The organism is Acidovorax sp. KPB24-03, from assembly GCF_057546605.1.
The window spans coordinates 1-13,401 of sequence record NZ_BAAJYR010000005.1 but is presented as its reverse complement, the minus strand read 5'-3'; the positions used below and the strand labels follow the sequence as shown (position 1 = coordinate 13,401).

General features: G+C 65.0%; 16 protein-coding genes. 13 read left to right on the top strand and 3 right to left on the bottom strand.

The window, feature by feature from the left end; genetic code table 11:
• Positions 1 to 8: 8 nt before the first annotated feature.
• The 6 genes from AC27KI_RS01835 to AC27KI_RS01810 all read left to right on the top strand — a co-directional run bounded on the left by AC27KI_RS01835 (position 9) and on the right by AC27KI_RS01810 (position 4,221).
• On the top strand, positions 9 to 773 hold the full coding sequence (locus tag AC27KI_RS01835; RefSeq protein WP_317353822.1) for a type III secretion HpaP family protein: 765 nt from the start codon (positions 9 to 11) through the stop codon (positions 771 to 773).
• A 192-nt stretch (positions 774 to 965) separates the two neighbouring features.
• Positions 966 to 1,820, top strand: a complete 855-nt coding sequence (gene sctQ, locus AC27KI_RS01830) for a type III secretion system cytoplasmic ring protein SctQ (protein WP_487088144.1) — start codon at positions 966 to 968, stop codon at positions 1,818 to 1,820.
• Positions 1,817 to 2,488: a type III secretion system export apparatus subunit SctR gene (sctR, locus tag AC27KI_RS01825; RefSeq protein WP_272565652.1), complete on the top strand. Its 672-nt coding sequence runs from the start codon at positions 1,817 to 1,819 to the stop codon at positions 2,486 to 2,488. The genes sctQ and sctR overlap by 4 nt, the downstream gene beginning before the upstream one ends.
• 16 nt (positions 2,489 to 2,504) lie before the next feature.
• The gene (sctS, locus tag AC27KI_RS01820) at positions 2,505 to 2,768 is read left to right on the top strand and encodes a type III secretion system export apparatus subunit SctS (RefSeq protein WP_284431025.1); all 264 of its coding nucleotides are present in this window, start codon (positions 2,505 to 2,507) and stop codon (positions 2,766 to 2,768) included.
• Positions 2,765 to 3,769 (top strand): hypothetical protein, encoded by a 1,005-nt coding sequence (locus AC27KI_RS01815; protein WP_487088147.1) that lies wholly within the window; start codon positions 2,765 to 2,767, stop codon positions 3,767 to 3,769. Before sctS ends, AC27KI_RS01815 begins: the two co-directional genes overlap by 4 nt.
• Entirely contained in the window at positions 3,766 to 4,221 is a 456-nt protein-coding gene (locus AC27KI_RS01810) for a type III secretion system chaperone family protein (protein WP_272549503.1), read from the top strand. The genes AC27KI_RS01815 and AC27KI_RS01810 overlap by 4 nt, the downstream gene beginning before the upstream one ends.
• 311 nt (positions 4,222 to 4,532) lie before the next feature.
• Here the strand turns inward: AC27KI_RS01810 and AC27KI_RS01805 are convergent, their stop codons facing one another.
• The gene (locus AC27KI_RS01805) at positions 4,533 to 5,213 is read right to left on the bottom strand and encodes a winged helix-turn-helix domain-containing protein (protein WP_487112283.1); all 681 of its coding nucleotides are present in this window, start codon (positions 5,211 to 5,213) and stop codon (positions 4,533 to 4,535) included.
• Between the two features lie 668 nt (positions 5,214 to 5,881).
• Here AC27KI_RS01805 and AC27KI_RS01800 point away from each other — a divergent pair.
• Entirely contained in the window at positions 5,882 to 7,309 is a 1,428-nt protein-coding gene (locus tag AC27KI_RS01800) for a helix-turn-helix domain-containing protein (RefSeq protein ID WP_284426252.1), read from the top strand.
• 43 nt (positions 7,310 to 7,352) lie between these two features.
• Here AC27KI_RS01800 and AC27KI_RS01795 read toward each other — a convergent pair whose 3' ends face one another.
• Entirely contained in the window at positions 7,353 to 7,688 is a 336-nt protein-coding gene (locus AC27KI_RS01795; RefSeq protein WP_284426251.1) for a chorismate mutase, read from the bottom strand.
• Complete coding sequence (gene trpE / locus AC27KI_RS01790) at positions 7,688 to 9,187, bottom strand: anthranilate synthase component I (RefSeq protein WP_284431023.1); 1,500 nt, start codon at positions 9,185 to 9,187, stop codon at positions 7,688 to 7,690. Before trpE ends, AC27KI_RS01795 begins: the two co-directional genes overlap by 1 nt.
• Positions 9,188 to 9,529: 342 nt before the next feature.
• Between trpE and AC27KI_RS01785 the strand changes: the two genes are divergently transcribed.
• From AC27KI_RS01785 to AC27KI_RS01760, 6 genes are all read left to right on the top strand, one after another.
• Positions 9,530 to 10,126: a chalcone isomerase family protein gene (locus tag AC27KI_RS01785; protein WP_284426249.1), complete on the top strand. Its 597-nt coding sequence runs from the start codon at positions 9,530 to 9,532 to the stop codon at positions 10,124 to 10,126.
• 265 nt (positions 10,127 to 10,391) lie between these two features.
• The gene (locus tag AC27KI_RS01780; protein WP_487088151.1) at positions 10,392 to 11,012 is read left to right on the top strand and encodes a cytochrome b/b6 domain-containing protein; all 621 of its coding nucleotides are present in this window, start codon (positions 10,392 to 10,394) and stop codon (positions 11,010 to 11,012) included.
• Entirely contained in the window at positions 11,009 to 11,800 is a 792-nt protein-coding gene (locus tag AC27KI_RS01775; RefSeq protein WP_487088153.1) for a molybdopterin-dependent oxidoreductase, read from the top strand. The genes AC27KI_RS01780 and AC27KI_RS01775 overlap by 4 nt, the downstream gene beginning before the upstream one ends.
• A gap of 92 nt (positions 11,801 to 11,892) precedes the next feature.
• Positions 11,893 to 12,177, top strand: a complete 285-nt coding sequence (locus AC27KI_RS01770; RefSeq protein WP_487088155.1) for a pentapeptide MXKDX repeat protein — start codon at positions 11,893 to 11,895, stop codon at positions 12,175 to 12,177.
• A 113-nt stretch (positions 12,178 to 12,290) separates the two neighbouring features.
• Positions 12,291 to 12,899, top strand: a complete 609-nt coding sequence (locus AC27KI_RS01765) for a sigma-70 family RNA polymerase sigma factor (protein WP_487088157.1) — start codon at positions 12,291 to 12,293, stop codon at positions 12,897 to 12,899.
• The coding region (locus tag AC27KI_RS01760) for an NrsF family protein (RefSeq protein ID WP_487112281.1) at positions 12,896 to 13,401 on the top strand (506 nt) is incomplete at its 3' end. The genes AC27KI_RS01765 and AC27KI_RS01760, both read left to right, overlap by 4 nt.

Below are 13,401 nucleotides of genomic sequence, written 5' to 3'. Positions count from 1 at the left end.
CCGCGGCCATGACCTCTCTCCAGCGCCCCGATCACACCCTGCGCCACGTCGCGCACCCTGCAGTGGCAGCCACCCCCGCGCTGCTGCGGCCGAACTCGCAAGAGCGGTTTCGCCGCGAGCTGTTTCCACCCGCACTCCCGCAGGACGACCCCGCCGAAGACGAAGTGATCGAGTCCACCGATCCCTTCGCCACGGCTGCGGAGGGCACCCCGCCCGACCCCATGGACTCGAGCGACGGAGAGCCTCGGGAGCAGGCCGATGCGCAAGGCGATTCGCCGAACGAGGAAGAGCGGGACAACAACGCACCACCCGCTCCTGCGCCGCAGGCTGCGACATCCGACCCCTTGCCGCCGCAATACTTCTTCATCCAGGGCGATACCGTTCCGCCACCGCTGGCACGCACACCCGCCCCCGGGGAAGCAGGGCAGGATCTGCCCGACGACCGGCCACCCGTGCACGCCGTCGGTGCCACCGGCACCGCCACGGATGCGGAGCCGCCGCAGTGGCTGCGAGATACCGCGCAAACCATTACCGATCTGTGCCTGCGGGCAGACCCGGCTTTCCAATCCTGGGCCGTCACGGTGCCCATGGACCCCAAGGTGCTGCCGGAATGCGAGCTGGCCCTGGGGCTTTCGTCCTATGCCATGACGCTTCGCTTCCGAACGATGTCGTCCGAGTCCCGCCACCTAATCTCAAAGCATCGCGATCAACTGCACGGGTTGCTTGCCCGCCTGGGCACGGCCCACCGAAGCATCGACATTGACCTGGAATGACCTTGAACGCAGTCAAGCCACTGGCTTTCCCCTTAAGCGACCTCGCAAGGTATCTGCCGCCCATGGACCACGGCGAAGCCCGTCTGGCGCGGGTGATGTTCGATCGGCGATTCGTGCGGTGGGTTCGGGCCCTTTCGGGACAAACGGGTGCGTCGGTCAGCCGGGCGCCGCCGATCCGGCAAACGCATCAGCATGGAATTTCGGTCGGCGCAGGGCACGATGCGGCTGTCGGTACCCAGGACCGACTGGCCTGCGCTGGAGATGGCGGCGCGCCTGCCAGACCCCGCGCTGGCCCGGGACGTTGTGCACTCGCTGCTGGCCCAGCTGCTCGCCCCGTTCCAGTCCCGCTTTGCCGGCCTGGTGCTGCATGGGATGCAGCTGGACTCCGGCGCTGCCCCTTTCGAGATCACCGCAAGAAATCGCCGCATCGAGCTGCAGGCCATCGACGAAGCGATGGCAGGACAGATCCAGGCGTTGCTGGCTGCCTCGGTCCGAAGCGACGCAAGCCACCTGCTCGGCCTGCGCGTGGCCTGCCGCATCCGGCTCGCGCGCAAAACGTATTGCGCCTCCGAACTGGGCTCGGTCAGTGCGGGCGATGTGCTGCTCACAGGCTTGCCCGCCGGCGCCTCGGCCTCTTTGCATTGCCACTTGTCTTTTGGAATGGGCGTCTCCATGGAAACCACTGCACAACTCGATATCGACTCGCACCAAGCCACGCTCGACGGCACACCTGAGCCCGGCAGCGAACCCATTCCGGAGCACGACCTGCCAGCGGGTGCGGAAATCGGTGCCATCGGAAAGCTGTCCATCCCCGTGGCCTTCGAGATAGACAGCGCCCGCGTCCGGCTCGACGATCTCGCGGCCTTCGGTCCGGGCTCGGTCATCACGCTGGACATGCCCGTGCGCGAAGCACTGGTGCGCCTCGTGTGCCACGACCAGGTGATCGGTACCGGCCGCCTGATTGTCATCGGCGAGCAACTCGGCGTGCGCATCGAGCGAATGGGGCTCAGCCTGGCGGCCGAAGCACCACCACAAGATTTGCCATGACCCCGCTGTCATCCGTCCAGGGGCTGGACCCCATCTCGCTGTTCATCGCCCTGATGGCGCTGGCGGTGCTGCCGTTCGCGGCCATGGTGGTCACCTCGTACACCAAGGTGGTGGTGGTGCTGGGCTTGCTGCGCAACGCGCTGGGCATTCAGCAGGTGCCGCCCAACATGGTGCTCAACGGCATCGCCATCATCATTTCGATTTACGTCATGGCGCCGGTCGCCATGGAGGCGGCCGACAAGATCCAGAACGGGCCGCCGTCATCGCAGACGTCGAACACCCAGCAGCTGCTGGCAGCCGCCTCCGCCGCGAAGGAGCCGTTCCGGCAATTCCTCGTCAAGCACGCGCACCCGGCCGAAAAGGCATTTTTCCTGAAGTCGGCACAGGCGATATGGCCCCAGGAACGCGCAAAAGCGCTTCTGGTCGACGACCTGATCGTGGTGGCCCCGGCTTTCTTGCTGACGGAGCTGACGGCCGCCTTTCGCATCGGTTTCCTGCTGTATCTGGCCTTCGTGATCGTGGAGCTCGTCATCGCCAACGTGCTGCTGGCCATGGGCCTGTCTCAGGTGTCGCCCACCAACATCGCCATCCCGTTCAAGCTGCTGCTGTTCGTCGTGCTCGACGGGTGGTCCCAGGTCATGCACGGACTCGTGCTGACCTACCGATGACGGAGGACGCAACCCCATGACGCACGACAACATCGTTCAACTGACGTCCGAGGCACTCATGCTGTGCCTCATTCTGTCGCTGCCCGCGGTGGCCGTGGCGGCCATCGTCGGTTTGCTGGTGGCGCTGGTGCAAGCCGTGACATCGCTCCAGGATGCTGCCATTTCACAGGGCATCAAGCTGATCTGCGTGACCGTCACTGTTGCGGTTTCCGCCCCGTGGGTCGGGAACACCGTGCTGCAGTTCTCCCAAAGGCTGCTCGCGGCCACGTTCACGCCATGAACCCCAATGCGCCGCTCTTTCGCGGGCTGCAACAGCTGCAGCGGCTCAAGCAGTTGCGCCTGCGCGAGCACAATCATTTGATCGCAGTGCAGCATGAGCAGGCCGCGCGCAACGCCTCGCTCATGCAGCAGGGCCGGTTCGGCGACTACATTTTCCGCACGGTTCCCCGCCCACCGCTGCCCTTGCCACCCAAGCAGGCCCGGCTCCCCGGCCAGCCCGATGCCCCGCTCTTGGCACCGGGACAAGACATTCCGCTCGAAATCCTGCAGGCCGGTCCCGAAGAATCCGAAGCAAGGCAAGGATCTGCGGAGCGGTGGAAGGCGGCCCTCGACGACGACCGTGGAGAACGCTACGCGCGGTACCGGGAATCACTCCGGGACACCGGGAACGAGCCCGCGGCGCTGGACAGTTTCCTGCGACAAGGAGGCAGCAGCCGTGACAAGGGGGATTCCCAGGAGAATTCCGAAGGCGGCAATTCCGGATCAGGGTCCGGATCGGGATCGGGATCGGGTTCTGGCTCCGGGTCGGGCTCCGGCAAAGGCGATCAAGGAAGTTCGCGTGACAACCCGCAAACCAGCCGGATGGCCAAGCCAGGCCTGGCTGGGGGTGCCATGGCGGCCCAGCATGTTTTGCAGCAGCATTACGCCGGCACGGCGCAAGACCGGGCCCATGTCCTTACACGGCGGCTTTGGGATCACAGCCGAAAGCCCCACTTCGCTGCCACCCCCACGCGGGGCATGGCGGAGATGGCGGCGTACCTTCAAAACCACGAAGAACGGGGTGCATTGGGCACCCTGCAACGGGTCAAGATGGCGTTGTTGCTGTGCGGGGGGCCCGCACCCGATGCAGCCAGTGACACCGTTCGCATGAAAGACCTCAAGGCCTTGCTGCCGCTGGCTTTGCTGAGCACCGATCTCCCACGCACGCCGTCCCAGGCAAGCATCGCTGCAGAGCGGCAATTGCAGGCCAGCCAATCCTTGAAACGGCCCGTTCGCCCATGAGTCTCGATCAATACAACCAGTTGGTCACCGAGCTGTGCGAGGCCATCGACTTGCCCGATCCGCAGGCGGTGCTCGCGCAGGGCTGGATCGAGGTCGAAGGATTCGAGGTTCTGCTGTCGCACTACGAGAACGACCCTGCCGCGCTGTATCTCAACTTCCATTTCGGCATCGTCACCGCAGGGCGCACGCTGACCATCTTTCGGCTCCTGCTGGAGGCCAATCTCACCGTGTATGCGCAGGATCAGGCCCAGGCAGGCATCAACCCCGATACAGGAGGCATCATCCTGATCGTGCGGGTGCCGATGACGCCGGAAATCACCGGGACCTGGCTGGCCGAAACACTGACCCACTACACAGAGCACGGACGGTACTGGAAGGACAACGTGCTGAGTTCCACCGACGAAGCCTTCAACGGCATCTGTGCGGGGGACTACATCTGGCTCAAGGTGTGAAACCCAGGCCCCCGCCGCCCATGCCCCGATCGGGCTAGAACGTGTTCAAGGTCTTTTTTGGAGCACGTGCTGGCACGCAATTGGACGGGGTGGGGGTCCGTGGCACCGCATGGGCGGGTGCCCACGCAAGCCGCCGGAACGCTGCGTCATCCAGTTGCGCTCCAACCCGCGGGACCCATGCCTTTTCAAGCGGCCTGCGTGGTGGCGCTGGCCGAAGTCCGAGGCAATGGGTGGCGCACCACGCTTTGCACCCGATTGCGAAACGTCACCTGCACGGCCCGAAAAAGACATTGAGCACGGTCCTGCTGCCGTTACCAGTAAAGCGCGGTGTATTCGTTGCCGACCGCCTCCGTCCCCTCATGGGACAGCAGCCGGTAGCCCCGTCCATAAGCCGCCTGGACGCGCAACTGGCAACCGGCCTCTCGCAGTTTGGTGCGCAGCTTGTAGATGTGCTGCTCCAGGGTGCGTTTGTTGGACTCGACCGAGCGCCCCCACACCTTGGCGATGATCGTAGGCAAGGACACCACCTGGTTGGGCTTGGAAAACAGCAGGCAGGCCAGTTCACATTCGCGGTGCGTGAGGCCCACTGTCTTGTCTCCATGAACGAGGCAAAGCCTGGCGGGGTCGAGCCGGCAGCCGTCGACATCGATCGGGTGGGCGGCCTGGAACGCCTGGGCTTCCATGTGGCCGCGCAGCCGGGTCTTGAGTTCGTCATGCCCGACGCGGGAAAGGCTGATGTAGTCCACCGCACCGCAGGCCAGGGCCACGCCGAAGCCGGCGTGCAACTCGGCCCCCACCACCACGACGGGAACCTGATCGGAGACGCAGGTTTTGATCAGTCCCAGATCTTCCGCCAAAGTGCCTCCGCAGTCTTCAAGGATCACGGCATCAAAGGCCTGCTGTCTCACTTGCATGCGAAAAGCCGCAATGCTGACGTGCAGCATGGCTTGAATTCCGCCACGGGAAAGCAGGTCCACCAGGAACTGGTTCACCGTCGATCGACGCGAAAGAAGAGCAATGTTCATGGAATCCCTCGACGCAAATTTATATCGACAAATGGCGGCGCATCACGCTGCCCCCTTGGCCTGTTCAGCTGGACCGTGGGTGCCAAAAAAGCGCCATCCGGTTGCTACACATAGTCACAGATTTTGCAATTTTTTTCCCAACCTTCCGCGGAACAGAATCAGCGAAATATTCTCTGCAGTATGCCCTTTCGATAGGTCAATTGCTTATAGGCAATAACTATTCGACGCCATAGCAGTCCCTTATCAGTCTCCGGTCCAGGCTTTGTGCGCTCAATTGGCTGGCGCAGCAGTCCCTGTTTTTTTTACTGGCCGTTCTGAATTCGCCGCCCTCCCCTCTCTCGCTGCAAATCCCGTCCTCGACGGCCTGATTTCACTCTAAGCACCTCGCATGAACGACGAAGCAGCCCTTCATGAAAAACCGATGACTTGCCGATGAACATTGGATGAACAGGGGAGCGGATGTGCTGCCAATAGCTTCAGGCAACGCGTGCAAAGGTATCCGAAGGCACTCACCATAAAACGTGGCAATTAGCAAAAGTTGAGGATTGAACGTAAGGAAGTTGAGCATTGCCCGGACGCCCGTTCCTAGCATTGACTGGTCATCAATCAAAGGCGCGGCAACACCGCGAAGACCCATGCTGCTCACACTTCTGTCGTTGACCTGCCAGCGCGCCCAAGCCCAGGCGCCAGAGCTTTCCAATCTCATTCACGCCATGCGCGTCAAGGACGCGGCGGGCATCGGCCGCCGGCGCCTGGAGCGCAATGGCCGCGATACGGGCACGCCGCAGGAAGGCGCGCTGCTCGGGCGCAGCCTGCTGCTGGTTGGCATGGAAGAGGCCGCCAGCGAAGTGTTCCACCAGCAGCTCAAGGCCTATGACCAGGTATCGCGCAGCAACGTGCGCTGGCAGTCGGCACTGGACCAGGCCTGGCTCTTTCATCATCTGAACAAGCCCGCCCGTGCCGTGGCCTGCTGGTCGATCGTGGCCAGCGACCACGAAGCCCCGCTCGAATTGCGTGTGGAAGGCCATTGCGGCAAGGCGCTGTCGATGCAGGCCCTGGGCCAGCATGCCGAAGCCTTGGCCACCGCACGCCAGGCGGAAGCGCTCTGCCAGTCAGCTCCCGCAGCCATGCTGGAGCCGCACGCCAGGGCGATCCGCCTGGAGGTGCTGGCCCGGGTGCACCTGCTGCGCCATGAAGAACTGACAGACCATGCGCTGTCGGAGTCCGCAATGGCACTGGCACGCGATCTGCCGACCGAGGCAGAGATGGTGGCCGAACTGGCGGCGCTCGAGTCAAGCCCCCACGCGCCCGAACTGCTGCGGGCCCGCCTGGCTTACCTGCGCTGCGGCTTGCTGGGACACCACCCTGCCAGCCGGCAAGAGGCGGTGGCGAGCTTCGTGCGCTGGCTGCGCGAACACGAACTGGCGGGCCTGGAATCGCAAGTGCGGGTGGAAGCCTGCCTCGCGCTGCTGACCGACAAGGCGGCCACGGGTGCCCGCGATGTGATCCAGCCGCTGGCCAGCGTCGAACGCGAGGTCGATCGGCACCCTTACGCGTCGGACATCCAATACTGCCTGTCCAAGATCCACATGGAAGAAGGGCGGCTGGGCGAGTCACTGCGCCAGTACAAGCGCCACGTGGCCCAGGCCATGCGCGTGGTGCACAACACGGTGCTGGCGCGCATGAACAGCGCCGCGTCCACCCTGCCCTCCCAGGCCCAGGACACGACCGGCTTGCGCCTGCCGCCCCGCTACCGCGCGGCCTACCGCTACATCGTCGAGCACCTGCACGACGCCAACCTTTCGGTGCGTGAAATCGCAGGCCGCCTGGGGGTCACCGAACGCGCCCTGCAACTGGCGTTCCGCAACCACCTGGGCATGACGCCTGCCGAACTGATCCGGACCGAGCGCGTGAAGCGCATCGAGGACGAACTGCGCGAGATGAGCGAAACCGGCGGACGGGCCCACATGCTGGACGTCGCGTCACGCTGGGGCATCTGCAACCGGTCCACGCTGGCCAACGCCTTCAAGCTGTCCGCCGGGCGTCCCGCCGATGCGCACTGATATCACGGCTGGCGGGACGCGACAGCCGCCCGCCGCCCTGCCGTCACTTCACGGAGGTCTTGGCGCCTTGCTCGACCAGCCGCGCGAACTCTTCATGTTCGTAGGCGATGTAGGTCTCCATCATGCTGCGGTAGATGGCCTCGATCACCTCGGGCTGGCCGCCTTCGGCCAGCGCACGCTCGCGCACCCGGCGCACGATGAATTCGATGCGGCCTTCGTCCCGCACCTGGGACTCGCGCTGCTTGTTCAATGCGGCCTGGGTCATGTAGCCGCCGCGCTCCACCAGCAACGGCACCAGGATGTCGTCCAGCGCGTCGATGCGCGCACGCACCTGCGCCATGCTGCTGCAGCGCTCCACCTTGTCGATCGCCCGGGTCATCATTCGAGTCCTTCCTCAACCAGTTCGGCAGCGCGCAGCAGAGCGCGGGCCTTGTGTTCCGTTTCCTTCCACTCCAGCTCGGGCACCGAGTCGGCCACGACGCCGGCCGCGGCCTGAACATAGAGCGTTCCGTCCTTCACGATGCCGGTGCGGATGGCAATGGCCACATCCATGTCCCCGGCGTAGCTGAGATAGCCGCACGCCCCGCCATACAGGCCACGCTTGACGGGCTCCAGCTGGTCGATCAGCTCCATCGCATGCACCTTGGGCGCGCCGGTGAGCGTGCCTGCCGGAAACGTCGCCTTCAGCACGTCCATGTTGGTCATGCCGTCATTGAGCAGGCCCTCGACGTTGCTCACGATGTGCATCACGTGGCTGTAGCGCTCCACGGCGAACGCCTCCGTCACCTTCACCGAGCCCGTCTTGGCGATGCGCCCGATGTCGTTGCGCGCAAGGTCGATCAGCATCACGTGCTCCGCGCGCTCCTTGGGGTCGTTGACCAGTTCGATTTCCGTGGCCTTGTCATGCTCGGGCGTGTTGCCGCGCGGGCGCGTTCCGGCCAAAGGCCGGATCGTGACCTTCTGGCCTTGCGGGGTGCTCTCTTGCCGCACCAGGATCTCCGGCGACGCCGAGACGATGTGGAAGTCGCCCATGTGGTAGTAAAACATGTAGGGCGAGGGGTTCAGCGACCGCAGCGCGCGGTACAGGGAGAGCGGCGATTCGGTGTAGCGCTTGTGGATGCGCTGGCCCACCTGCACCTGCATGAAGTCGCCCGCGGCGATCAGCTCCTTGGCACGATCCACCGCCGCCAGGTAATCGGCCTTGGCAAAGTCGCGCTGGGGAGGATGGCTCTCCGTCGGCTTGACGACCGGCGCGGCCACCGAATACTTGAGCTGGTCCTTCAAACCCCGCAGGCGTTGCTTGCCCCTGGAATACGCCTCGGGCTGGCCCGGGTCCGCGTAGACGATGAGGTACAGCTTGCCCGAGAGGTTGTCGATGACCGCCAGTTCCTCGCACTGCAGCAGCAGGATGTCGGGCATGCCCATCGTGTCGGGCGGGCAACTCGCTTCGAGCTTCTTTTCGACGTAACGCACCGCGTCATAGCCGAAGTACCCCGCCAGGCCGCCGCAGAACCGCGGCAGGCCGGGGCGCAGCGCCACCTTGAAACGCTTCTGGTACGCCTCGATGAAGTCCAGCGGATTGCCGGCGGCGGTCTCGACCACCTGCCCATCGGTGACCACCTCGGTCTTGGCGTCGGCCCCGAAGCCGCTGGCCCTCAGCAAGGTGCGCGCCGGCAGGCCAATGAAGCTGTAGCGGCCGAACCGCTCGCCCCCCACGACCGATTCGAGCAGGAAACTGTATTTGCCGCCGTCCTTGCTGTAGGCCAGCTTCAGGTACAGCGAAAGCGGCGTCTCCAGGTCGGCGAAGGCCTCCGCGATGAGCGGAATGCGGTTGTAGCCTTCGCTGGCCAGGCTTTTGAATTCAAGTTCTGTAATCACGGGAATTTCCCAGTCGGGCAGCGCCAGCACAAGGACGTGGGGCGCCGCAGTTCATTGCGTTCGGCCCGTCAGGGCCACGGGTGCAGCTGGGATTGCCCCAGGTGCCATCAGGCGTTCGATGCGGCTGGCTTGCGCCAGGGCCAGGCTCCCCGGTCGCTGCAACCTGTGATGAACACGTGGTGAATGAACATGGGGAGAAAGTGTAGCAAAGCGCCTGCGCCCGCCCGCCGCGGCCGGCGAACCAGGGGCCCTGCCGCAATCCTTGCTGAAAACCCTGTTGTGCGCGCCCGGACACGCGGCAACAATCAGAAACGAACGATCGTTCTTTTTTTGGGAGTTGCCATGATGTTTCTGCAGCGGTGGCTGGCAGCCACCCTCGCCGGCCTTCTTGTGACCATGGGGGCCGCCTGGGCCCAGGTCGTGACCGTCGCCGATGTGAAGTACGCCACCGCCCTGCCACTGCAAGGCAGCCCCTTGCTGCTCAATGGTGCGGGCATCCGCTACAAGGCCGTGTTCAAGGTGTACACGGCGGGCCTGTACCTGGAGCGCAAGGCGGGCACGCCGCAGGAAGTGGCCGCCCTGCGCGGTCCCAAGCGGCTGTCGATCACCATGCTGCGCGACATCGAATCGGCCGAGCTGGGCAAGCTGTTTTCGCGCGGCATGGAAGACAACATGGACAAGGCCTCGTTCTCCCGCCTGGTGCCCGGCGTGCTGCGCATGAGCGAGATCTTTTCCCAGCACAAGAAGCTCTCGGCCGGCGACACCTTCACCGTGGACTGGCTGCCCGGCACGGGCACCGTGATCAGCGTCAAGGGCGTGGCGCAGGGCGAGCCGTTCCGCGAGCCCGAATTCTTCGATGCCCTGATGGGCATCTGGCTGGGCGAGCGGCCGGCGGACTGGAAACTCAAGGACGCCCTGCTGGGCAAGGCGGGCGGCTGACCCAGGTGTTCGCGGCCCTCCGGCTGGCGGCGCACGGCGTCCGGCCCCTGCTTTACCCGCCTCGCAACCCGGATGCTATTGATTTTATAGCTACATGCCCTAGTACATATTGCGCCAGAGCATGATTTGACCGCTTTGAAGAAAACCGCGATGCCGGCACGGCACCTGAATTCCAGGAATTTTTTCACCCGCCTGTAACCCGCGGCGCATTCCGCCCGAACTACTGGACGAGGCCCGATCGCCGGGCCCTCTTTCAGGAGCACTCATGGCGGCATCCGCGAAACCACAGCCCATCCACCCCTTGTGGATACGCATCAGCCACTGGCTGAACGCCCTGGCGGTGCTGATCCTCATCGCCAGCGGCTGGCGCATCTACAACGCGGCGCCGTTTTTCCCTTTCACGCTGCCCAACGCGCTGACCCTCGGCGGCTGGCTCGGAGGTGCACTGCAGTGGCATTTCGCCGCCATGTGGCTGCTGGCCGCCAACGGCCTGTTCTATCTGGTGATGAACCTCGCCAGCGGCCGGCTGGCCCGCAGGTTCTTTCCGGTCTGGCCGCGCGCCGTGCTGCGCGATGCCATGGACGCCCTGCGCGGAAAGCTCGCCCACACGGATGCGCGCCAGTACAACAGCGTGCAGCGGCTGGCCTATCTGTTCGTGATGCTGGACCTTCTCGTCCTGGTGCTGTCCGGGCTCGTGCTGTTCAAGTCCGTGCAGTTCCCCGTCTTGCGGGAATGGCTGGGGGGCTACGAGTTCTCGCGCCGCATCCATTTCGTGGCCATGGGGTTGCTGGTCGGGTTCATTGCCCTGCACGGTGTGATGGTGGCCCTGGTGCCGCGCACGCTGCTCACCATGCTGAGCGCCGGTCGCCAAGGGAGTGCGGCATGAACCTCTTCAGACGCCGGAGCTTGTCCAATGCCGATGCGGACCTGGCCGTGGCCGACGCGCGCAAGCTCCTTGAGCGCCGCATGGCGCCCGCCGCGCGCCGCCATTTCCTGCGCGGCAGCCTGACGCTGGGCGGACTGTCCCTGCTGGCCGGCTGCAGCATCAGCGACAACGAGGATGTGGAAGCCATGCTCCAGCGCATCTCGCGCTGGAACGACCGGGCCCAGGGATGGCTGTTCGACCCCGGCCGGTTGGCACCCACCTATCCCGAATCCATGATCGTCCGGCCGTTTCCCTTCAATGCGTACTACGGCGAAGACGAAGTCCGGATCGTGAAAGAGGAAGGCTACCGGCTCGAAGTGGCCGGCCTGGTGGCCGAAAAACGCCCCTGGACCCTTGCGGCGCTGCGCGCCCTCGCGCAGCAGGAGCAGGTCACCCGCCACATCTGCGTGGAGGGCTGGAGCGCCATCGGAAAGTGGGGCGGCGTGCCTTTCGGCGATTTTCTGCGGCGCATCGGCGCCGACCTGAGCGCGAAGTACATCGGCTTCGCATGTGCCGACGACTATCACACCAGCATCGACATGGCGACCGCGCTGCATCCGCAGACGCTGCTCGCGCTGACCTGCGACGGCGAGCCATTGCCACCGAAATACGGCTTTCCGCTGAAGCTGCGCATACCGACCAAGCTGGGCTACAAGAACCCGAAACACGTCATGGCGATGTCCGTGACCAACACCTATCCAGGCGGCTACTGGGAAGACCAGGGCTACAACTGGTTCGGCGGCAGCTGAGCGATCGGGCTCGGCGCCGCAGACGGCGCGGCCGTGCCCGATTCCCGGGTGCGGCGCAATTTTTCTCTTCCCTCTACAAAAGGACTTTCGACATGAACCAGCTCACGACCGCACTGCTCGCCGCCTGCCTGACCGCGGCCTCCGTCTCCGCCATGGCGGCGGACGACATGATGAAAAAGGACCCCATGGCCAAGGACGGCATGCCGAAAGACGCCATGAAACACGACGGCATGAAGAAGGATGCAATGAAGAAAGACGGCATGAAGCACGACACCATGGCCAAGGATTCCATGGGAAAGGACGCGATGAAGAAGGATGAGATGAAGAAGGATGAGATGAAGAAGGATGAGATGAAGAAGGACGAGATGAAGAAATAAGCCACGGCATGCCTGCACGCAACGGGTCCATGCAGGCCGTCAGCGCAGGCCGTGTCCCACGCCATCGCGCGATGCGCGCGAGTGGCGCCGATGCCGTGTACCCTGAGGCGGCCATGGCACCCCGACCGCCTCGAGATATTGCGCACCTCCAGACCGAACAGCGCCTGCGAAGCCTGATGCTCGCCGGGCTGGAGGGCGATGCGGCGGCGTACCGGCAATTCCTGCAGCAAATGGCAACCCGCCTGCGGTCCTTCTACCGCCGGCGGCTGTCCGGTTGGCCCGACGACGTGGAGGACCTTGTGCAAGACACCCTGCTGGCCCTGCATAACCAGCGCCATACCTACCAGCACACCGAGCCGCTCACGGCCTGGGTGCACGCCATCGCGCGCTACAAGACCATCGATCTGCTGCGCGCGCGCCAGGCGCGCGAAGCGCTGCACGACCCTCTGGACGACGATGCCACCGGCCTCTTCGATCACACCGAGGACACGGCCGCCGAGGCCCGGCGCGATCTCGGGCGACTGCTCGCCACCCTGCCCGACCGCCAGCGCCTGCCCATCGAGCAGGTCAAGCTGCATGGCCGGTCGGTCTCCGACGTGGCCCAGGAAACCGGCATGACGGAATCCGCCGTGAAAATCGGCATCCACCAGGGCCTGAAGGCGCTGGCGAGCCGCATCGCGTCTTCGTCCCCACCCACGGCGAAGCCAAAGGCCTTCCCATGAAAACCGACGATCTGATCCATCTATTGGCCGCCGACACGGTGCCGGTCCCTCGCCATGCCGCAGCGAAGCGCCTGGCGCTCGGCCTTCTCCTGTCGGTGCCGGTTTCGGGCTGGCTGATGGGGTATGGGCTCGGGCTCAATCCAGCGCTCGGCCAGTACGCCACCCTGCCCATGTTCTGGGTGAAATTCGGCGCTCCGCTGCTGATGGCACTGGCCGCGTTGCCGCTGGTCGCCCGGCTCGGGAAGCCGGGCTCTGTCACCCGCCTCGCATGGCTGGGCTGGGCCACCCCGATCGGCCTGGTATGGGCCCTGGGGCTGATGGCGGTGTGGCAGGCCCCCGCGGCACAACTGCCGGAGCTGGTGCTCAGCCGCACCTGGCGCGTGTGCGCGGAAAATATCGCGATGCTGTCGCTGCCGGTGTTCCTGGCCGCGATCTGGGTGCTGCGGGGCATGGCGCCCGTCCGCCCGGCCTGGGCCGGCGCAGGGGCCGGGCGCCCTGGGCG